This is a genomic window from Proluteimonas luteida (assembly GCF_021191695.1).
Classification (GTDB): Bacteria; Pseudomonadota; Gammaproteobacteria; order Xanthomonadales; family Xanthomonadaceae; genus Luteimonas; species Luteimonas luteida.
The window spans coordinates 90,545-109,246 of sequence record NZ_JAIWPT010000007.1; the positions used below are offsets into that span (position 1 = coordinate 90,545).

The window sequence follows — 18,702 nt, forward strand, 5'->3', positions numbered from 1 at the left end:
GGCCGTCCACCGTCGCCGCGCCTGACATGCCCGCGCGCACCGGCAGCACCGTCCGCGACAGCCGCCAGCGCACGCTGCGGCTGGGCCGGCTGATCAAGAGCGGCGGCGCCGGCAGCGTGTTCCTGCTCGACGGCATGCCCGACGAGGTGGTCAAGCTCTACCACCCGGGCAGCGATTTCGCGGTCTACGAGCGCAAGCTCGAGGCGATGCTGGCGTTGTGCCCGGACCTGCCGGACCGGCTCGAGCACGGCAACCGCTACGTGCAGATCGCCTGGCCGCGCGCCCTGGTCCACGATGCCCGCGGGCGCTTCGCCGGGTTCGCCATGCCGACCCTCGACATCGCCGCGACCAGCGACCTGGAACACGTGCTGCAGGAGCGGCAGGCGCGTGCGGCCGGTTTGCCGACCGGCCTCGGCGCGAAGATGACCCTGGCCGCCAACCTGGCGACGCTGCTGGCGGCCCTGCACCGGCGCGGCCACTACGTCGTCGACCTGAAACCGCTCAACGTGCGCTTCTACCGCGAGTCGCTGTACATCGCGATGCTCGACTGCGACGGCTTCAGCGTGCAGGGCGAGGGCGAGCGCTTTCCCGCCGGGCAGGTCACGGTGGACTATCTCGCGCCCGAGTTCCAGCAGCGCGGCGTGCGGCCCGGGCAGGAGGCCGCGCAGGACCGTTTCGCGCTGGCGGTGGTGCTGTTCCAGCTGCTGAACTCGGGCATCCATCCCTACAGCGGGCGCACCCGCGGCGAGGCGGCGCCGACCGACCTGCCGGGACGCATCCGCGCGCAGATGTACGCCTATGGCCTGCGCCCGCACCGCGACATCGCACCGGCGCCGGTCAGCGGCCATGCGGCGATGCCGGAGCAACTGCGGCGGATGTTCGACCGCGCATTCTCGACGCGTCCGCAGGACCGGCCCGACGCGGCGCAGTGGGCATCGGCCCTGGTCGGCTACGCGCGCCGCGAGGGCGGCCTGCTGGTCGCCTGCCAGGCCGACGCCCAGCACCAGCATTTCGTCGGCCTGCCGTGCGCGGCCTGCGCGCGCGCCGAGGCGCTGTCGAAGGCCGGTCAGGCGAGCGCCACCCGCCAGCGCAGCGCGCAGCGGCGGGCGCGGCGCCAGAATGCCGGCAAGCGGGCCGCGGCACGCCAGCACGCGCCTGCCGGCACGCGCGCGCCGGCGCAACAGCCGCTGGGGCAGAGGCTCGCCCAGACACAGGCCCAGACGCTGGCAACGGCACCGACCGGGCTGGGGATGCGGCTGTTCATGGCGCTGCTTGGCCCGGTGCTGCTGGGATGGCTGCTGGGTTGGGGCATGCCGGCCTACCGTGCGTTCGACGCGGCTTCGCGCAGCGGGGGCTGGTGGGCGCTATGGGGGGATGCGCTGGCGCTGGCGTTCCAGGCTGGCGTGCTGCTGCTGGGGCTGCTGGTCTTCGTCGCGCTGGTGCCGATGGTGATCATGAGCCGGCGGCCATGAAGTGGCTTGTCGGCATCATCGCGGTGCTGCTGCTGGCCGTGGTGGGCATGCCGCTGCTGGGCTACCTGTCGATGCTGCCGTTCGCGCTGCTCGAGCGCATCGGCGACTGGTTCTCGCCGGCGTACTTCAGCGACGGCCAGCGCGCGTTCCGCACCGGCCTGGTGCTGGGTGGCGCGGTGTCGGTGCTGTCGCTGCTGTGGGTGGCCGCCAAGGACACCAGCGCGACCTACCTGTGGTCGGCGGTCGGTGTGTCCATCGTCCTGCTGTTGCTGGGCGTCACAACCGCGCCGGAATCGCCAGCGCAGGTGGCCGAGCGCAATGCGCGCTGGGCGCGCGCGCAGCGGGTCGAGTCCCCCGCGGCCACCGCCAGGCCGTCCTGGGCGGCGCATCTGGACCAGTCCGAACGCCGCATCGGCGAGATCGCGACTGCGTCGGCGCGCGGCCAGGACGCGCGGGTCCAGGCATTGTGGGAGGAAATGGCCGCCGCCGCGGCGCAGCGGCCGTCGCGGCGCCGCGACGCCACGCGCTACAACGCGGCCCGCTCGCAGTATCTGGAACAACGGCGGGCGATGGCCGGCCAGCGCGATGTGGAGGCGCTGTTCGCCAGACGCGAGGCACTGCGCGGGATGGTCGAGGCCGATCCTGCCGCCGACGGCGCGCTGCAGGAGCTGGCGCACATGGAGCTGACCGAAATGCGCCTAGCCCTGATCGGCCGTCGTGCCCCCGAGCAGGCCGACGAGCTGGCCGGGATCCTCAGCGGACGCTCTCCGGAAGCGCTGCTGGATTCGGCGCGCACGCTGCTGCTGCAGGCGCTGGCGGTCAATCCCGAGCGCCGGCCACTGTGGGGCAGCTACGCCATCACCCTGGTCGACAGCGACGCCGAGGCCGCACTGGGCGCGATGATCCTGTCGTTGCCGCCGGCGGACGACAGCTTCGCGCAGCTCGCGGCGGCGCAGCTGGATCTGAGCATGTTCGCCTACCCGCGGGCGACCCGCGATCGCTGGCGCATCCTCAGGGCGCGTGCGGAGCTGGCGCACGCCAGCGCTCGGGGCGCGGATGTCGAGGCGCGAACCAGGGAGAGCGCCGAGGAAGTGCTGCCTGCGGCCGGCTGGCTGGAAGAAGGGACCGGGTTGCGACGGCACGGGCCGGCAAGCCGGGTTCCGGATGGACGACGTGCCGGTTCGGATCCAGGGGTGCAGGTCGAGGTGGATTTCGTGCAGGCGGGGATCGTGGAAAGCACGCGCCGGTTGCCGGAGACCCCGCGAACCCACCCGGGGCGGTATCCGCTCACCCTGGCACTGGACGTGGCCCCCTCGGGCGATGTGGTCGAGGTGCTGGTCGAGACGTCCTCGGGCGACATGGCATTGGATACCGCCGCGCGCGCGGCCGGGCTTTCCTGGCGCTTTGCGGCGAGCGAGGCGGGTGCGCGCCGCCGCGTGGAGGTGGTCTTCACCGGTGCGGAGACGACGCCCACCGTGGCGGCGGACCTGCATTCGTCCCGCGCGGCCGGCGGCGGCCACGGCCTGCTGGAGAAGATGGTCCGCGACGCGATGCGGACCAATCCGCCGCGCTACCCGCCCGCGGCGGTGCGCGAGGGCATCGAGGGCACGGTGCTGCTCGACATCGAAGTCGCGGGCAACGGCGAGATTGAGCGGATCGTCGTGGCCGAAAGCAGCGGACACCCGCTGCTCGACGATGCGGCCGTGCGCGCGGCGCGCAGGTGGCGGGTCCACCCCGGCGCTGCGACCAGCGATGTCGACGTCGTGCGCATGCGCGTGCCGGTCGACTTCAGGATGTACTGAGGCAGGGTGCACCGGGGTCCCGGGAAGCACGGCTGCGCCTCGCGCAGGACGGGAAGGTGTCCCTGCGCGCGGTTTCAACCCGCCATCCATCGTGGCATCGCATCAACCGCCATCCGCGGACCTCCCGGACGCAGGACGCCGGAGCGGAGCGCGAGGCCGGCCCCCGAGGGGCGCGCACGGGCGCGTCATGCCAGCGCGAAGGGGCTTGCCCTCACCCCAACCCTCTCCCGCGTGCGGGAGAGGGGCTGGATGCCGCTGCGGATTCCACCGCCTGGGCCGGCACTGTCGTGCCGTTTCCCGGTCTGCGTCAGCCCTGCGCTGGCGGCGTTGCCGCAGGGGTCTCCGCCGGCGCGGGCGACTGCACCGCTGCCGGTGCGCTCCAGCCGCAGCTGCGGCCTTCGTTCTGCTCGGTCAGCCAGTCCTGCAGCGGGGCGAAGTATTCGAGCACCGGCGCCGCATCCATCTGCTCGCCGCCGGTCAGTTCCTCGAGCGTCTGCTGCCACGGCTGGCTGTTGCCCTTCTCCAGCATCGACCAGAATTTCGCGCCGGCGGCCTTGTTGCCGTAGAAGCTGCATTCGTACAGCGGGCCGGTGTGGCCGGAGGCGTCGCACAGCGCCTTGTAGAACTGGAACTGCAGGATGTGCGACAGGAAATAGCGCGTGTACGGCGTGTTGCCGGGCACGTGGTACTTGGCGCCGGCGTCGAAGAATTCCTCGCCGCGCGGCGTGGCCGGCGCGACGCCCTGGTACTGCGCCTTCAGTGCCCACCAGGCGCCGTTGTAGTTGTCGGGCGTGATCGAGCCGTCGAACACGCCCCAGCGCCACCGGTCGATCATCAGGCCGAACGGCAGGAACGCCACCTTGGCCAGCGCCATGCGCATCTGCGAGTTGACCAGCGACTCCTGCGACTGCTGCTGCTCGCCGACCAGGCCGATCGACTGCAGGTACTGCGGCGTCATCGCCAGCACGATGGTGTCGCCGATCGCCTCGTGGAAGCCGTCGTGCGCGCCGCCCTGGAACAGTGGCGGGCGCTTGTTGTAGGCCAGGTAGTAATAGACGTGGCCGAGCTCGTGGTAGATCGTGGTGAAGTCTTCCTCGTTCGGCTTGGTGCACATCTTGGTGCGCACGTCGCCGGCCATGTTCATGTCCCAGGCGCTGGCGTGGCAGACCACGTCGCGGTCGCGCGGCTTGACGAACTGGGTCTTGTCCCAGTAGCTGGCGGGCAGCTTCGGCATGCCGAGGGAGACGTAGAAGTCCTGCGCGCGTTCGTTCATGCGCTTGGCGTTCTCGATCTGCGCCTCGTGCGCGACGTCGGCGCGGCGGTCGCTGTCGATCAGCGCGTTCTCGCGGACCATGCGCGCGTTGAGCGCGCTCTGGTACTGCCGCTCCAGCGCGCCGGTGATGTCGAGGTCGCCGGCGTTGGGGTAGGGCTGCAGCGTGTCCCACAGGTTGCTCCAGTCCTGCTGCCACATGTTGCCGGTCAGGTGCGCAGGCAGCAGCCCGCCGTCGACGGTGCCGCGGCCCGGGTACTGCGCTTCCAGCCTGGTCCGGGTATAGCAGTGCAGCTGTTCGTACAGTGGCTTGACCTGGTTCCACAGGCGGTCGGTTTCGGCGGCCAGTTCGGCCGGCGGCATGTCGTAGCCCGAGCGCCAGACTTCGCCGGCGTCGGCGAACCCCAGGTCGTTCGCGCCCTCGTTGACCAGCTCGACGAAACGCACGTAGTCCTGGCGCATCGGCCGGGCGATGCCGTGCCAGCCCTGCCAGGCATCGAGCTGCGCGTCGTAGTCGCGGCTGCTGCGCAGCACGTCCTCGAGCGCGCCGAGCTGGCGGCAGCTGCGCGCCTCGCCCTCGCCGGTGCAGTAGCTGCCGGCGCCATAGGTGCCTTCCATCTTCGAGGCGATGCGGGTCAGCTCGGCCAGGTGCTCGGGGTTGCGCGGCGGCGGCATCGACGCGCCGAGCTTGAGCAGGTTGATCGCACGTGCGGTCTCGGCCGACATCTGCTGGCCTTCGAAGCGCTTGGCATCCTCGATCCAGCGGTTGAGCTGGGCCAGGTAGCGCTCGTTGTACTTGGCGGCGAGCAACTGGCTGTCGTCGTTGATGTAGGTCGCCGACAGCCACTGCGAGGCGGTCAGCTCCGGCATCAGCGCGCGCAGCTCGTCGTTGACCCGGGCGATGAACTGGTCGGCGGTTTCTCCGGCCGGTGCGGTGCCGGATGCCGCGGGCGTCGGCGCGTCGGGTGACGGCGAGCGCGTACAGCCGGCGAACGTCAGGCTCGCGGCGACCGCGAGGGCGAGCAGGGCGTGGCGATGGTTCACGGACGGCTTCCGGTCGGCAATGGGAAACGGGAGGCTAGTGCGCCCGTTACAGGCCCGCAAGTGTCGCTGTGGTATGGGTGGAACCCCTTACGGCGATGCGATCCGATGTGCTTCGGAATCGCATCCGGATCCAGCGAGGTGCTGCCATGTCGGACAATCGCGGTCGATTCCCCTTCTTTTTTCCGGTGGCCGCCGCACTGCTCGCGGCGTGCGTTGCGTCGCTGCCGGTGTCGGCGATGGCCCAGGACGCGGCCGGCAACGCGCACCGGCAAGCGCCCGCGTTCGCCGGCCAGGCCCAGCAGGCATTCTTCGGTGACGCCCGGGCCGCCTACCTGCACGCAGAAGGGCCGCTCCTGCAGCAGATGGGCGCAGTGCTGGGCATTCCCGACATGGACCGGCATGCCACCCGCACGCGCGACCTGGGCGATGGACTGTTGCTGCACACCGGCTGTCGCCAGCACAGCTGCACCGAGAAGGGGGCGGTGGTCTACGACACTGCGGCGGAGGTCGTCGTGGTCGCCGGCATGATCCATTTCAACTGCGCGCCGCAGCCTGCAGGGTGCGCCCGCGAGCCGACGTTGACGGTGTTCACCTCCAGCCAGCGATCGGTACCGCTGCCGGCGCTGGTCGCGATCGACGAGTGGGCCGAGGACAAGGTGCCCGGCATCGCGCGCGACCTGCGCAACCTCCCGTAGAACGGAGCGGGTTCCGCGCTACGCGTCTGCCTGCCCAGGCAGCAGCCCGCGCTCGGCCAGCCAGTGCCGCGCGTCCTCGGCATCGCGCTCGAACCAGGCCCGCGTCGATCCCAGCCGGAACGTGTAGCCCCACGCGTCCATGTCCGCCATCAGCCGGTCGCGGCCCACCCCGGGCAGGCGGTCGGCAAGCAGGATCTGCAGGTAGCAGGTCGCGTCTTCCTCTTCGACCGAATCGGTGGCGTCGGTGTGCACGGCCGCGCGCCGGTCCGGCGGCAGCACGATCAGGTGGCAGGCTTCGTGCAGCAGCGAATGCACCGGGGTGTCGTCGCGCACGAACACCTCGCTGGCGATCACCCCGGCTTCGCTGTCGCCCCAGTAGCTGCCGGGGATGGCGGCTACTGGGGCGACATGCCGCAAGGCCAGGTCGAACCCGGCGAGCAGCGACGACAGCCGCTCCCAGGGCACGTCGGCGACGCGCAGCACGCCGGCTTCCGGCGTGGGGGCGGTCGCGGCCTGGGTGGCGGGACGTGCGTTCATCGGAATGGATGCCGGCTTGCATCGCGCCTGGCGGCGCGATGCCGTCACGGCCGATCCGATCACTCAGTTGTTGCCTTCGGGCAGTGCGACCGAGATGTCGAGCACGTCGTGGTCGCCGTCCTTCAGCAGGTCGACCTTGACCGCGTCGGCGTCGATGTTGACGTACTTCTTGATCACCTCGAGCAGCTCGCGCTGCAGCAGCGGCAGGTAGTCCGGGGCGCCGCGCTGGGTGCGCTCCTGGGCGATGATGATCTGCAGCCGGTTCTTCGCCGTTTCCGCCGTGTTCTTCTTGACCCGCAGGAAATCGAACATGCCCATGCTCAACCTCCGAACAGCTTGCTGAAGAAGCCTTTCTTCTCCGCCGTGGTGAAGCGCATCGGCCGATCCTGGCCGAGGATGCGCGCGACCGCGTCGTCGTAGGCCTGGCCGGCCGGGGATTCCATGTCCAGGATCACCGGCTCGCCCTTGTTCGACGCATTGAGCACGTCGCCCGATTCGGGAATCACGCCGATGCTCTTCAGGCCCAGCACTTCCTCGACGTCAGCGATCGACAGCATCTCGCCGGTTTCCACGCGCGCGGGGCTGTAGCGGGTCAGCAGCAGGTATTCCTGCACGCGCTCGCCGGCCTCGGCGCGGCGCGTCTTGGACTGCAGCAGGCCGATGATGCGGTCGGAGTCGCGCACCGAGGAGACTTCCGGGTTGACCACGACGATCGCGCGGTCGGCGAAGTACATCGCCAGGAACGCGCCTTTCTCGATGCCGGCCGGGGAATCGCAGACGATGAACTCGAAGCCCTCGTCGGAGAGTTCGCGCAGCACCTTCTCCACGCCCTCCTTGGTCAGCGCGTCCTTGTCGCGGGTCTGCGAGGCGGCCAGCACGTACAGGTTGTCGAAGCGCTTGTCCTTGATCAGCGCCTGCTTCAGCGAGGCCTCGCCCTGGACCACGTTGACCAGGTCGTACACCACGCGGCGCTCGCAGCCCATGATCAGGTCGAGGTTGCGCAGGCCGACGTCGAAGTCGATGACCGCGGTGCGCTTGCCGTTGCGCGCCAGTCCGCTGGCGATGCTCGCGCTGCTGGTGGTCTTGCCGACGCCGCCCTTGCCCGAGGTGACCACGATGATTTCAGCCAAAACACGTCTCCTGGTGTGCCGCCGTCACTCGAGTGCGGCGATCTTCAATTCGTCATGCTCCAGCCAGACCTGGACGGCCTTGCCATGGAGTTCCTTCGGGATATCTTCCAGTACCTTGTAGTGCCCCGCCACTGCCACGAGTTCGGCATGGAAGCTGCGGCAGAAGATGCGGGCGCTGGTGTTGCCCTGGGCGCCGGCGAGCGCGCGCCCGCGCAGCGGCCCGTAGATGTGGATCGAACCGTCGGCGATGACCTCGGCGCCGGCGCCCACCGAGGCCAGCACGGTCAGGTCGCGGTTCTGCGCGTACAGCTGCTGGCCCGAGCGTACCGGGCCGGCCTGGATCAGGCCGGGCTCGCCCGCGGGCGCGGCCTGCGGGCGCGCGGGTTCCGGCGCCGGGCGGGCGGGCGCGGGGGGCGGTGCCTGCGGCGCGGGCGCCGCGCCGGCATCGCCGCTTTCGTACTGGGCGCGGAACCGGGCCAGCAGCGGCAGGCCCAGGGCCTGGGCCAGCGCGGCGTTGTCGCTGCTGCCCCAGGCCAGCGCGACCGGCAGCGCGCCGGCCTCGCGCAGCGCGGCGATCAGCGCCCGCGCGGTGTCCACGCTGGGCGTGGCCGGCAGGCCGCCGAAATCCAGGATCACCGCGGCGCGTTCGAACAGCTTCGGCGCGCGCGCGACGCGGCTGCGCATCTCCTCGCCGAGGCGGGCGACATCCAGGGTGCGGATGCGCAGGTTGGCGATGCCGACCTGGCCGATCTTCAGTTCGCCGGCCTGTTCGAAGCCGTCGACCGGTGCGGGAGCTGGATGCGAGGCCATCAGGCGCCGGCCTCCGCCGCCTGGCGCCGCGCGCGCGGCTTGCCCAGCCACGGCGCATCGGGCAGGGCGTCGCCGTAGCGCTCGCGCACCCACGGATAGCTGCACAGGTCCTTGACCAGCATCGAGGCGCGGATGTCGGTGCCCGGCATCACGTGCTGGCCGATCTCGCGGAAGCCGAAGCTGCCGTGGAACAGGCGGACCGGGTCGTTGTCGTGTTCCAGGAACACCTCGCAGGTCAGCACCGGATAGCGGACCTCGGCATAGCTCTGCACGTCGGCGTAGAACGCGCGGCCCACGCCGCCGCCGCGGCGGCGGCTGGCGACGACGATGCGGTCGATGTAGAAGAAATCCGGGTAATGCGCGGCGAACCACTGGAAATTGCTGCTGTCGTGGCCGCTGCGCGAGCCGAACGCGATCAGGAAGCCGGTCGGCGCGCCGTCGCGCTCGGCGACGCGGAAGTACTCGGCGGTGTCGAAGAGATGGCGCAGGCGGTCGGCGTCCAGGGGCAGGATCGAGGGGCCGGCGGCATTGTTCAGTTCGAGGATGGAATCCAGCTCGTGCTCGCGCACGTCGCGGACGACGATCGACATTCCAGACTCCAGTGGCTGACAACGGGACGTACGACCACCGCGGGCTGCAGCGGCAGCGCGGGGCGACGCCGTGCGGCCTTGCGCCGCAACGAACGGATTATTGCATGTCCGCGCACGCCGGGGCGACCCGCCGGGTGCCGCCGGCCCGGTCCGGCGGCATGACTTCAGGCCCGGTCGGGAGGGCGGCTTTGCGCCTACCATCGGCGCATGATCGGGCACCTGAACCACAACCGCCTGCTGCGCATCGCCGGCCTGTTCACGTGGGCGGTGATCGGCCTGCCGCTGCTGCTGCTGTCGCTGGCGCCGTCCGAGCAGCTGGACGTGGACCTGTCGCTGGCGCTGCTGCAGAGCTGGCGGACGTGGCTGGCCTGGATCGTGTTCGGGTTGAGCTACGCGTGGTTGACGCGCGGGTTGGGCGAGCGCCGGATCACGCCGCTCGACCACCTGCTGATGGTGATGCTGGCGGGCAGCGCGATCGCGATCAGCTTCTACAGCCAGAGCGGCCTGGGCAGCATCCTGCTGATGGTCGTCGCCTGCGTGCTGCCATGGCTGCTGCCGGTCTGGCTGGGCATCGCGCTGCTGGTGCTGTGCGAGTTCTTCATCATCCCGGTCTACGTACGCGGCTTCGATTTCACCTGGATGGAGGCGGTGCTGCAGGCGGCCCTGTACGTCGGTTTCACCGGTTTCGCCTTCGTCACCGGGCTCGTCGCCCGCCAGCAGAATCAGGCCCGCGAGGAGCAGCGGCGGCTCAACGCGGAGCTGCGCGCCACCCGGGCGCTGCTGGCCGAGAGCGTGCGCGTCAACGAGCGCACCCGCATCTCGCGCGAGCTCCACGACCTGCTGGGCCACCACCTGACCGCGCTGAGCCTGAACCTCGAGGTGGCCAGCCACCTGGTCGGCGGGCAGGCGCAGGAACATGTGGACCAGGCCCAGACCCTGGCCAAGCTGCTGCTCAGCGACGTGCGCGAGGTGGTCAGCCAGCTGCGCGACGACGATGCCATCGACATGCGCGCCACCCTGTTGCCGCTGGCGGAGAACGTGCCCGGCCTGCGCATCGACATGCAGATGCCGGCGCACTTCCTGATCGACGATCCCGAGCGTGCCCATGTGCTGCTGCGCTGCACCCAGGAGATCATCACCAACGCCGTGCGCCACGCCGGCGCCCAGCTGCTGCGCCTGCGCTATACCCAGGACCCGACGGCGGTGCGGCTGGATGCGCGCGACGACGGCCGCGGCGCCGAGAGCGCCCGCGCCGGCAACGGCCTGAGCGGCATGCGCGAGCGGCTGGCCGCCTACGGCGGCCGGCTGCAGGTCGAGACCGCGCCGGACCAGGGCTTCGTGCTGCGGCTGGAGCTGCCGCTGGCGGGCGAGGGCGGGCTGCGCGATGCTGCGCACGTGTCCGCCCCGGCCGCGACGCCGGCACAGGTCGCGCCGGATGCGGGCGGTGGCGCATGATGCGCGCCGTGGCCACGGCCGGAATGCCGGCCCTCATTGACGCAAGCCGGGAGGCAGCATGATCCGAGTCTTTCTGGTCGACGACCAGAACCTGGTCCGCCAGGGCATCCGTTCGCTGCTGGCGCTCGATGGCGGCATCGAAGTCATCGGCGAGGCCGCCGACGGCCAGCAGGCGGTCGCGACGATTCCCGGCCTGGCGCCGGATGTCGTGCTGATGGACATGCGCATGCCGGTGATGTCCGGGCTGGAGGCGTTGCAGGCGCTGGCCCGCGCCGATGCGCTGCCGCCGACCATCATCCTGACCACCTTCGACGACGACCAGCTGGTGCTGGCCGGGCTGAAGGCGGGTGCCAAGGGCTACCTGCTCAAGGACGTGTCGCTGGACCAGCTGGTCAGCGCGATCCGCACCGTCGCCGACGGCGGCTCGCTGGTGCAGCCGGCGGTGACCCAGCGCCTGCTGACCGGCCTGGAGCAGATGCGCAACGAGTTCGTCAGCCTCGATCGCCCGGACCCGCTGACCGAGCGCGAGACCGAGATCCTGCGGCTGATGGCCGGCGGGTTCTCCAACAAGGAGATCGCCAATTCGCTGGGCGTGGCCGAGGGCACGATCAAGAACCACGTGTCGAACATCCTGTCCAAGCTCGGCGTGCGCGACCGCACCCGGGCCGTGCTGAAGGCCTTCGAGCTGCAGCTGGTCTGACCGACAGGCTGTTCCGGGCCGGTGCAGCGCACCGGCCGTTCGTTGCCGCGCGCGGCATGCCGCGCAAGCCGCGGCGCCTCACCCAGCCCGCCGCAGCGCGGCGGGCGTTCGCCGTCGCCACGAGGCAGTGCCTCGTGAGCGGCGCCGGCTCACTCTGTCCAAGCTCGGCGTGCGCGACCGCACCCGGGCCGTGCTCAAGGCCTTCGAGCTGCAGCTGGTCTGATCGACAGGCTGTTCCGGGCCGGTGCAGCGCACCGGCCGTTCGTTGCCGCGCGCGGCATGCCGCGCAAGCCGCGGCGCCTCACCCAGCCCGCCGCAGCGCGGCGGGCGTTCGCGCTGCCCGCGAGGCAGTGCCTCGCAAGCGGGGCCGCGCTCACCCTACCAACCCGGCGTGCGCGACCGCGACCGGGCGGTGCTGAGGGCCCTTCAGCTGCAGCCGGCCGGGGCGGCCGGCCGCGTCTCGGCGGCCGGCGGGTGCGTCATGGACGGCATGTCATGAAGCGGAAGCGCCGCGCGGGTATACCCGGGCGACCTTCCGCCCGGGGCGGCGGCTGTCCGTCGACGGGCGTTCCAGCGGCGCCGGACAGCGCGACCGGCCGCGCGGCGCCATCCCATCCACGTACTCGCCCGTCCCCGCGCAACTTGCTACGATTGCCGGTCTGTGCCGCATCAGGCCGGAATTGGTCCTGGAGAACCCTGAATGACCCGTCTGCTCGAACTGCTGATCTCTTGTGTCATCGTCGCCGTGCTGTTTGTGGTGGTCGCCGTGTTGCTCCCGTCCAGCCGGACACTGACCGAATCGGTCGAGACCAACCGTCGGCAGACGATCGTGTTCGACACGATCAACAGCCTCCGCCGTTTCAAGGACTGGTCGTCCATCCCGCTCTACGACCCCGCGGTGACGCTGAAGCTGTCGGGACCCGACGCCGGTGTCGGCGCCCGCGTCGACTACGACTCGTCCGTCGATCGCATCGGCAAGGGCAGCTGGGAAATCATCGAGTCCGACCCGGGCACGCGCGTGGTCTACGCGGTCGAGAACCCGCAGCGCGGCCACAACAAGAAGATGACCTACACGCTGCGCCCGACCGGCCGCAACAACCGCAACATCGAGATCCGCCAGACCTACAACGTCGACTATGGCTGGGATCTGCTCGGCCGTTTCGCCGGCCTTTACGTCAGCCGCAACGTCGGTGACGACATGAAGCTGTCGCTGGGCCAGATGTCGAACATCCTGGCCTCGGTCCCGAACGTCGACTACCGCGTCGAGGGCAGCACGCTCAGCGACCTGGCCGTGGTCGATCGGCCGGCCGAGAACCTGCTGGTGGTCGCCGCCGGCGCCATCGAGCGCAACAACCAGGTCATCCAGGACTCGATGAAGTCGAACCGCGAGTGGATCAACCGCACGATGGCCGCCAACGATCTCGAGGCCGCCGGTCCGCTGCGCATCATCACCACCGAACTGGGCCGCGAGACCTACAACTTCGACGTGGCCCTGCCGGTCCGCAAGAAGGGCACCGGTCCGGCCGCGCCGGCCGTCTCCGAGGCCGACGACGACGGCGAGAACGGCGATGCCGCGCCCGCCGTGGCCGAAGCGCCGGCGGCCGATGCCGCCGAGCTGTCCGGTCTGGAGCTGCTGGGCCCGGTCAAGTACGTGCACGTGCCCCGCACCCGCGCCGCCAAGGCCAACTACAAGGGCTTCATGGCCGAGCTGGACAACGTGCGCAACGCGGTCCGCGCCTGGGCGCTGACCCAGGGCGACCAGGTCACCGACCGGCCCTACGAGTTCTATCTCAACGGCATCGACGACGCGTTCACCGAGAACGGCGAGTTCCAGGTCTACTGGACCCTGCGCGACCAGCCGTAAGGCCGCCGGGTTTCCAGCGATGATGTCGTCCGCACGCCGCATCCTCACCGATGCGGCGTGCGTCGTTTCGGGGGTCGGGGACAATGTCCGGCACCGCGGCGGCGATGCGCCGGGGGAGGGATCGGATGCGTCGTGATCGCGGGCTTGATTCCGGGCCGGGGCCGGGCGGCCTGGTGGCTGCGGGCGCGCTGCTGGCGGGGATCGCGGTCGGCCTGTCCGCCTATGCCGCACATGCGGTCGACGGCGATGCCCGCAGCGGCCTGCAGACGGCCGCGGTGTTCGCGTTCGGACACGGCGTGGCGCTTGCCGCGCTGGCGCGGGGCGCCCGCCGCACGCTGACCGCGCTGGCGCTTCTGGCACTGCTGCTGGGCACGCTGCTGTTCTCCGGGGCGCTGGTCTCCCGCTACCTGCTGGCCGGGCCGTCGATGTTCGCCCCGTGGGGCGGCATGCTGGTGATGCTGGGCTGGGTGCTGTATGCGGTGGATGCGTTGCGGCGCTGAGGGGCGAGGCGTCCAGGGGCGCGGCAGGCACGCCTGGCGTTGCCCTCACCCCACCATCGGCGCCGCCGATGGTCCCCCCCTCTCCCGCGTTGCGTGAGAGGGGCGGCGGTGTCTCCCGCCGGGCGGCGGGAGACGGCAATTATTCCTGGCGCCAGTGCCAGGGCTCGTGGACGATGCCGTGCAGGTTGTCGCGTGGGTAGCTCATCGTGAAGCCATGCGTGGCCGCGTGTTCGCGCAGCCAGGCGAATGCCCGAGTGTGTTCGAAGGATTCCTCGGCGGCGGGTTCGCCCGGCGTGCCGATGTCCAGCGCCCGGCCGGAATGGTGCTCGCTGTAGCCGGGCGCGGCATTGACCCGCAGGATGTCGTCGACCCGCTGTCCGCGCGCGCGCTTGCGCGCGAAGATGCCGAGCTGGTAATCGTGGCTGCGGTAGCCGGAAACCGCTTCGAGCACGACGCCGTCGCGCGCCGCGGCCTCACGCATCCGCGGCCACGCGCGCGCGGTATCCGCATGCAGCCACAACGGACGGCGGTAGCGGTCCTCGCCGGCGTACGCCAGCCGCGCGGGCTCGGGCACCAGCGGCAGGCCGGTGCGCGCGGCATAGGCATCGCCGTCGACGCCGAGGGCCTGCAGCCGCTCCTGCAGGCGGTGCAGGGGCAGCGTGGCCGCATCGTCCGCGCCCGATCGCCGCGCATCCGCCAACGCGTCCAGCACGTCGAGTGCGTCGTGCAGGCCGGCTTCGCGATGCCAGCGCGGCAGCAGCGGCATCAGTCCTTCCGGCAGTGCCGCCGCCAGATAGCGGCCGTCGCGCTTGCGGCGCAGGACGTGGCCGGCACGGGCGAGGATGCGGGCGTCGCGGTTGCTGCGCGCGCGCAGCAGGTCCGCGGGCCAGAGTTCGATATCGGGGGTGTTGAACAGGGTGCGGCAGCGGATACGCATGCCGCAAGCTTAGGGCCTGTCGTCCATTGCCGGGTAGCCCGCGATGGCCGCCTGGCGGAATCAGCCGCCTGCCGCGACCGGCGCGAAATGCAGGCCGGCGATCTTGCCGTCGTTGTCGATCGCGACCGTGGCGTCGAGGCTGGCCTGCTCGCGATGTACGCGGATCATCACGACGGTGTAGCCGTCCTGCTCCGCCACCCGCGCGGGATCGCGCGAGGTGACCGGGCCGGCGGCCTCGATCTGCTGCTGGACCGCCTGCAGCTGCGGCCGGTCGAGTGCGGCCTTCATCTGTGCGTTGAACTGGGCGGTGACCGTGTCGAAGTCGCCGGCATCGAGCTGGTCGAGGATCGCGTTGGCGGTCGCGGCCGCCTCCGCCTCGTCGGCGGCGAGTGCGGGCATGGCGAAGCAGGCGACGAGCAACGCGAGCAGGGCCGAATGCCTGAAGGAGCGGAAGAGGCGCATGGGCGTGGACTCCGGAAGGATGTGCCGACGACTCTAGCCCGTGGCGCCCGGGGCCGCCATCCGGGCCGACCCCAGCGTCCGCTTCGCCGCGACCAGCTTCCTAGAGCACCGCCTGCGGCATCAGCAGGGGCACTGCCACGTGCAGCACGAGGTCGGCGCTGAAATGCGCCAGTACGGCCATTTCGAGTCCGCGCTTCCAGTAGACCCAGCCGAAGGCCACACCGCCGATCGCGTTGAGCAGCACGGTGCGTGCCACCACCCCGGCATCGAGCCCCCAGATGCCGGCCGCGGTGGGCAGGTGGCCGGCGCCGAACAGCAGCGCGGCGATGACGATCGCGGTCCACACCAGTGCCGCGGACGGGCGCGGATGCGGCGTCTGCGCGCGCATGGTGCGCGGCAGCCGCAGCCGTTCGGCCTGGGCCACGCCCCACACCAGCAGGGTCATCAGGAACAGGCGCAGTTGGACTTCCTCGACGATGCCGCCGTAGAACGACGCCAGCAGGCCGTACAGGGCGTTGCGCGCGCCGTCGATGTCCTGCATCGCGACCTTCGGTTCGGGCAGCAGCAGCGGATCGAGCAGATACGACAGCAGCAGGATCGCAAGCGCCGAGGCAACGCCCAGCACGATGCTGTGGCCTGGCCGCAGCGCCCGGACCCCGACAGCGCCATGGCGGTTGATCCAGCGCTGCATCAGCGGGCTGCCGAGCCCGACGCGATGGCCCATGCGCAGGCCGGCCCATGCCAGCAGCGCGGTCATGATGAACATCTGCATCGCCTGGATCGCGATCAGCGCCGGCAGCGGCACCGGTATCGCGTCGAGCCGGCCCGGCATGACCTGCATCAGGTAGGGGAACACGGCCACCGTCGCCAGCGCGGCAAGCGCCGCCCATGCGACCGCGACGCGCAGGTCCTGGCGCAGGCGGGGAGGGGGCGGCGCGATCATGCGCGCCGCTTCAGGAACGGCAGCACGGGCCGTCCGGCCACGTGCACGGCGTTGACCCGTTCCCAACCCTGCTGGCCAAGCCGTTGCAGGTGCTCTTCGACGACCTCCGGCTTGACCCCGCCAAGCGTACCGACCTCGACCTGCTGCACCTTGTACTGCCAACGCTCACTCATCGCTTTTTCCTTTGGATGTCGGCGGATTCCGGGACGCGGGAAGCCGGCCGGCCCGGCGCAACGCATCGCGCAGCACGTATTCGATCTGTGCGTTGGCGCTGCGCAGTTCGTCGTCCGCCCAGCGCTGCACCGCTGCCAGGATCTCGGCATTGATGCGCAGCGGGTAGGCCTTCTTGCCGTTCACCGGCGGTCCCGCGCCCGCCGCTTGGCGGCGACGACGACCAGCACCGCGGCCAGCGCCAGGCCGTTGACGACCAGCACCATGACCGCCGCCAGCGCCAGCAGCCGGGTCTCGTCGTCGCCCCACAGCGCCACGCCCGCGGCGGTGGCCAGCATCGCCAGCCCGATCATCCGCATCAGCCGCGCCAGCCTGCTGTCGAGCACCGCCTTGTCGCCGGCGGTCATGCCGGTGCTGCCGGCGGGCAGCGGCAGGCGCCCCCCGGCCAGCCAGCGGGCCGACACGAACGCGGGCCCGGCGAGCAGGGCGAAGACCGTGGCGGCGACGTAGTGCTGGGCCATGTCAGTACAGCGAGCCGGTGTTGACCACCGGCTGCGTCGCGCGGTCGCTGCACAGCACCACCAGCAGATTGCTGACCATCGTGGCCTTGCGCTCCTCGTCGAGCGCGACCACCCCGTTCTTCTCCAGCTCGGCCAGCGCCATCTCGACCATGCCCACGGCGCCGGCGACGATCCGCGTGCGCGCGGCGATGACCGCATTGGCCTGCTGGCGCTGCAGCATCGCCTGGGCGATCTCGGGCGCGTAGGCGAGGTGGCTGATGCGCGCTTCCAGCACGTCGACGCCGGCCGCGGTCAGGCGCTCGTCGAGGTGCTCCTTGAGGCGGTCGGAGATCTCGGCCGGATGGCTGCGCAGCGAGATATCGCCTTCCTCGTGCTGGTCGTAGGGATAGCTGGTCGCCATCGCCCGCAGCGCCGCCTCGGACTGGATGTGCACGAAGCTCTCGTAGTCGTCGACGTTGAACACCGCCTCGGCCGAATCGACGACCTTCCAGACCACCACCGCGGCGATCTCGATCGGGCTGCCGTCGAGCTCGTTGACCTTGAGCCGGCCGCTCTCGAAGTTGCGCACCCGCAAGGACACCTTCTTCTTGGTGAAGAACGGGTTGTTCCAGCGCAGGCCGTTGGCCTTGTCGGTGCCGACGTATTTCCCGAACAGGCTCAGGACCGCGGCCTGGTTGGGTTCGACCATGTACAGGCCGGTGACCAGGAAGGCCAGCGCCAGCGCGGCGGCGATCGCGACCAGCGGCACCACGCCGCCGCCGCCGGCAAAGAACAGGTAGACGCACAGGCCGATGCCCGCGAGCAGCAGCAGCGCGAACGGGATGCCGGGCAGGGAGCGGATCGGGTTCTCTTTCATGGCATGGCGCCGTTGCAGTGGGTGTGGGATCAATTGATATCAAATAGATATCGGATGTCAAGCGGCGGCGGCCCCGCCCGCCGGCGCATGCGGCCCGGTCCGCGGACTCGCGCTGCCGGACCCCCGCAGCGCCCCGGCCTGCGCGCGATGCACAATGCCGGTCGATGTCGCGGGCGCGGCATCGGTGCCGCTCACGCGCGGTTCCCGCCCGCGCCGGCACCATCGCCATGCCCCCTGCACTGGAGTCCCGATGTCCCGTCCCCGCCATTTCTCGATGCTGCGCGACTTCCAGCTGGCCGACTGGTTCACGCTGGGCAACGCGTTCTGCGGTACCGGCGCGGTGTTCGCGGCGATGCGCTTCCTGCAGGACGGCGAGGTGTCCGACCTGCTGACCGGTATGGCGCTGATCCCGCTGGCGTTCGTGTTCGACGCCCTCGACGGCCGCATCGCGCGCTGGCGCAAGGTCGCCTCGACCCTGGGCCGCGAGCTCGATTCGCTGGCCGACATCATCTCCTTCGGCCTCGCCCCGGCCGCGCTGGCCTATGCCTGCGGCATGCAGGGCGGCTGGGACTGGATCGTGCTGAGCTTCTTCGTCGGCTGCGGCGTCAGCCGGCTGGCGCGCTACAACGTCACCGCCGAGACGCTGGCCGACGGCGGCGACAAGGTGAAGTACTTCGAGGGCACGCCGATCCCGTCGAGCCTGCTGCTGGTGGTGCTGCTGGCGATCGCCGCGTGGAGCGGGCGCATCGGCAGCGAGCTGTGGCTGGGCGTGGTGCAGCTGGGTCCCTGGCAGCTGCATCCGCTGGTGCTGGTGTTCGCGCTGTCGGGGTCGCTGATGATCAGCAAGACCCTGCGCATTCCCAAGTTCTGAGCGCGCGGGTCGGCGGACAGGCGTGCAGCAACCGCCAGTTGTTATGATCGGAGACATCTGAGCGGGAGGGCG

General features: G+C 70.8%; 21 protein-coding genes and 1 pseudogene. 9 read left to right on the forward strand and 13 right to left on the reverse strand.

Translation table 11 applies throughout. The annotated features are described in order from the left end of the window. The first annotated feature begins 26 nt into the window (after positions 1–26). Positions 27–1,472: a hypothetical protein gene (locus LDO26_RS07925; protein ID WP_232130545.1), complete on the forward strand. Its 1,446-nt coding sequence runs from the start codon at positions 27–29 to the stop codon at positions 1,470–1,472. Next, positions 1,469–3,274: a TonB family protein gene (locus tag LDO26_RS07930; protein ID WP_232130546.1), complete on the forward strand. Its 1,806-nt coding sequence runs from the start codon at positions 1,469–1,471 to the stop codon at positions 3,272–3,274. The genes LDO26_RS07925 and LDO26_RS07930 overlap by 4 nt, the downstream gene beginning before the upstream one ends. Before the next feature lie 307 nt (positions 3,275–3,581). Here the strand turns inward: LDO26_RS07930 and LDO26_RS07935 are convergent, their stop codons facing one another. Beyond that, a complete protein-coding gene (locus LDO26_RS07935) occupies positions 3,582–5,588 on the reverse strand; it encodes a M2 family metallopeptidase (RefSeq protein WP_232130547.1) in 2,007 nt (668 codons plus the stop codon). Between the two features lie 146 nt (positions 5,589–5,734). Between LDO26_RS07935 and LDO26_RS07940 the strand changes: the two genes are divergently transcribed. Then, the gene (locus tag LDO26_RS07940) at positions 5,735–6,283 is read left to right on the forward strand and encodes a hypothetical protein (RefSeq protein WP_232130548.1); all 549 of its coding nucleotides are present in this window, start codon (positions 5,735–5,737) and stop codon (positions 6,281–6,283) included. 18 nt (positions 6,284–6,301) lie between these two features. Here the strand turns inward: LDO26_RS07940 and LDO26_RS07945 are convergent, their stop codons facing one another. The 5 genes from LDO26_RS07945 to LDO26_RS07965 all read right to left on the reverse strand — a co-directional run bounded on the left by LDO26_RS07945 (position 6,302) and on the right by LDO26_RS07965 (position 9,350). Further along, a complete protein-coding gene (locus tag LDO26_RS07945; RefSeq protein ID WP_232130549.1) occupies positions 6,302–6,820 on the reverse strand; it encodes a hypothetical protein in 519 nt (172 codons plus the stop codon). A gap of 63 nt (positions 6,821–6,883) precedes the next feature. Then, positions 6,884–7,138, reverse strand: a complete 255-nt coding sequence (minE, locus tag LDO26_RS07950; protein WP_232130550.1) for a cell division topological specificity factor MinE — start codon at positions 7,136–7,138, stop codon at positions 6,884–6,886. Positions 7,139–7,140: 2 nt separating this feature from the next. Next, positions 7,141–7,950, reverse strand: a complete 810-nt coding sequence (gene minD / locus LDO26_RS07955) for a septum site-determining protein MinD (protein ID WP_232130551.1) — start codon at positions 7,948–7,950, stop codon at positions 7,141–7,143. Between the two features lie 24 nt (positions 7,951–7,974). Further along, positions 7,975–8,760: a septum site-determining protein MinC gene (gene minC, locus LDO26_RS07960; protein ID WP_232130552.1), complete on the reverse strand. Its 786-nt coding sequence runs from the start codon at positions 8,758–8,760 to the stop codon at positions 7,975–7,977. Then, positions 8,760–9,350, reverse strand: a complete 591-nt coding sequence (locus LDO26_RS07965; RefSeq protein ID WP_232130553.1) for a GNAT family N-acetyltransferase — start codon at positions 9,348–9,350, stop codon at positions 8,760–8,762. The genes minC and LDO26_RS07965 overlap by 1 nt, the downstream gene beginning before the upstream one ends. Before the next feature lie 207 nt (positions 9,351–9,557). On the opposite strand from LDO26_RS07965, the gene LDO26_RS07970 reads away from it, so the two are divergent. The 5 genes and pseudogenes from LDO26_RS07970 to LDO26_RS07990 all read left to right on the forward strand — a co-directional run bounded on the left by LDO26_RS07970 (position 9,558) and on the right by LDO26_RS07990 (position 13,869). After that, positions 9,558–10,805, forward strand: a complete 1,248-nt coding sequence (locus LDO26_RS07970; RefSeq protein WP_232130554.1) for a sensor histidine kinase — start codon at positions 9,558–9,560, stop codon at positions 10,803–10,805. A 58-nt stretch (positions 10,806–10,863) separates the two neighbouring features. Continuing rightward, the gene (locus LDO26_RS07975) at positions 10,864–11,505 is read left to right on the forward strand and encodes a response regulator (protein WP_232130555.1); all 642 of its coding nucleotides are present in this window, start codon (positions 10,864–10,866) and stop codon (positions 11,503–11,505) included. 154 nt (positions 11,506–11,659) lie between these two features. Further along, positions 11,660–11,728, forward strand: a pseudogene (locus tag LDO26_RS07980) (DNA-binding response regulator); the annotation flags it as partial. 477 nt (positions 11,729–12,205) lie between these two features. Beyond that, a complete protein-coding gene (locus LDO26_RS07985; RefSeq protein WP_232130556.1) occupies positions 12,206–13,369 on the forward strand; it encodes a polyketide cyclase in 1,164 nt (387 codons plus the stop codon). Between the two features lie 125 nt (positions 13,370–13,494). Continuing rightward, entirely contained in the window at positions 13,495–13,869 is a 375-nt protein-coding gene (locus LDO26_RS07990; protein ID WP_232130557.1) for a DUF423 domain-containing protein, read from the forward strand. Positions 13,870–14,008: 139 nt separating this feature from the next. Here the strand turns inward: LDO26_RS07990 and LDO26_RS07995 are convergent, their stop codons facing one another. From LDO26_RS07995 to LDO26_RS08025, 7 genes are all read right to left on the reverse strand, one after another. Then, on the reverse strand, positions 14,009–14,806 hold the full coding sequence (locus tag LDO26_RS07995) for a M15 family metallopeptidase (RefSeq protein WP_232130558.1): 798 nt from the start codon (positions 14,804–14,806) through the stop codon (positions 14,009–14,011). 60 nt (positions 14,807–14,866) lie between these two features. Continuing rightward, positions 14,867–15,268: a DUF3887 domain-containing protein gene (locus LDO26_RS08000; protein WP_232130559.1), complete on the reverse strand. Its 402-nt coding sequence runs from the start codon at positions 15,266–15,268 to the stop codon at positions 14,867–14,869. A 100-nt stretch (positions 15,269–15,368) separates the two neighbouring features. Further along, entirely contained in the window at positions 15,369–16,211 is an 843-nt protein-coding gene (locus LDO26_RS08005; protein ID WP_232130560.1) for a CPBP family intramembrane glutamic endopeptidase, read from the reverse strand. Next, a complete protein-coding gene (locus tag LDO26_RS08010) occupies positions 16,208–16,384 on the reverse strand; it encodes a DUF4177 domain-containing protein (protein WP_232130561.1) in 177 nt (58 codons plus the stop codon). Before LDO26_RS08010 ends, LDO26_RS08005 begins: the two co-directional genes overlap by 4 nt. After that, positions 16,377–16,568 (reverse strand): type II toxin-antitoxin system antitoxin, encoded by a 192-nt coding sequence (locus tag LDO26_RS08015; protein ID WP_232130562.1) that lies wholly within the window; start codon positions 16,566–16,568, stop codon positions 16,377–16,379. Before LDO26_RS08015 ends, LDO26_RS08010 begins: the two co-directional genes overlap by 8 nt. Continuing rightward, entirely contained in the window at positions 16,565–16,903 is a 339-nt protein-coding gene (locus tag LDO26_RS08020; RefSeq protein WP_232130563.1) for a hypothetical protein, read from the reverse strand. Before LDO26_RS08020 ends, LDO26_RS08015 begins: the two co-directional genes overlap by 4 nt. Position 16,904: 1 nt before the next feature. Then, positions 16,905–17,759 (reverse strand): SPFH domain-containing protein, encoded by an 855-nt coding sequence (locus tag LDO26_RS08025; RefSeq protein ID WP_232130564.1) that lies wholly within the window; start codon positions 17,757–17,759, stop codon positions 16,905–16,907. A gap of 250 nt (positions 17,760–18,009) precedes the next feature. Between LDO26_RS08025 and LDO26_RS08030 the strand changes: the two genes are divergently transcribed. Beyond that, a complete protein-coding gene (locus LDO26_RS08030) occupies positions 18,010–18,630 on the forward strand; it encodes a CDP-alcohol phosphatidyltransferase family protein (protein WP_232130565.1) in 621 nt (206 codons plus the stop codon). Positions 18,631–18,702: the final 72 nt, after the last annotated feature.

Bases quoted from the DNA above. Each gene is read 5' to 3' on its own strand.
- minC (WP_232130552.1), bottom strand. From the start codon at position 8,760: ATGGCCTCGCATCCAGCTCCCGCACCGGTCGACGGCTTCGAACAGGCC.
- LDO26_RS08025 (WP_232130564.1), bottom strand. From the start codon at position 17,759: ATGAAAGAGAACCCGATCCGCTCCCTGCCCGGCATCCCGTTCGCGCTG.
- LDO26_RS07985 (WP_232130556.1), top strand. From the start codon at position 12,206: ATGACCCGTCTGCTCGAACTGCTGATCTCTTGTGTCATCGTCGCCGTG.
- LDO26_RS07930 (WP_232130546.1), top strand. From the start codon at position 1,469: ATGAAGTGGCTTGTCGGCATCATCGCGGTGCTGCTGCTGGCCGTGGTG.
- LDO26_RS07945 (WP_232130549.1), bottom strand. From the start codon at position 6,820: ATGAACGCACGTCCCGCCACCCAGGCCGCGACCGCCCCCACGCCGGAA.
- LDO26_RS07990 (WP_232130557.1), top strand. From the start codon at position 13,495: ATGCGTCGTGATCGCGGGCTTGATTCCGGGCCGGGGCCGGGCGGCCTG.
- LDO26_RS07940 (WP_232130548.1), top strand. From the start codon at position 5,735: ATGTCGGACAATCGCGGTCGATTCCCCTTCTTTTTTCCGGTGGCCGCC.
- LDO26_RS08030 (WP_232130565.1), top strand. From the start codon at position 18,010: ATGTCCCGTCCCCGCCATTTCTCGATGCTGCGCGACTTCCAGCTGGCC.
- LDO26_RS08010 (WP_232130561.1), bottom strand. From the start codon at position 16,384: ATGAGTGAGCGTTGGCAGTACAAGGTGCAGCAGGTCGAGGTCGGTACG.
- LDO26_RS08005 (WP_232130560.1), bottom strand. From the start codon at position 16,211: ATGATCGCGCCGCCCCCTCCCCGCCTGCGCCAGGACCTGCGCGTCGCG.
- LDO26_RS07995 (WP_232130558.1), bottom strand. From the start codon at position 14,806: ATGCGTATCCGCTGCCGCACCCTGTTCAACACCCCCGATATCGAACTC.
- LDO26_RS07965 (WP_232130553.1), bottom strand. From the start codon at position 9,350: ATGTCGATCGTCGTCCGCGACGTGCGCGAGCACGAGCTGGATTCCATC.
- LDO26_RS08000 (WP_232130559.1), bottom strand. From the start codon at position 15,268: ATGCGCCTCTTCCGCTCCTTCAGGCATTCGGCCCTGCTCGCGTTGCTC.
- minE (WP_232130550.1), bottom strand. From the start codon at position 7,138: ATGGGCATGTTCGATTTCCTGCGGGTCAAGAAGAACACGGCGGAAACG.
- LDO26_RS07925 (WP_232130545.1), top strand. From the start codon at position 27: ATGCCCGCGCGCACCGGCAGCACCGTCCGCGACAGCCGCCAGCGCACG.
- LDO26_RS08020 (WP_232130563.1), bottom strand. From the start codon at position 16,903: ATGGCCCAGCACTACGTCGCCGCCACGGTCTTCGCCCTGCTCGCCGGG.
- LDO26_RS07970 (WP_232130554.1), top strand. From the start codon at position 9,558: ATGATCGGGCACCTGAACCACAACCGCCTGCTGCGCATCGCCGGCCTG.
- LDO26_RS07975 (WP_232130555.1), top strand. From the start codon at position 10,864: ATGATCCGAGTCTTTCTGGTCGACGACCAGAACCTGGTCCGCCAGGGC.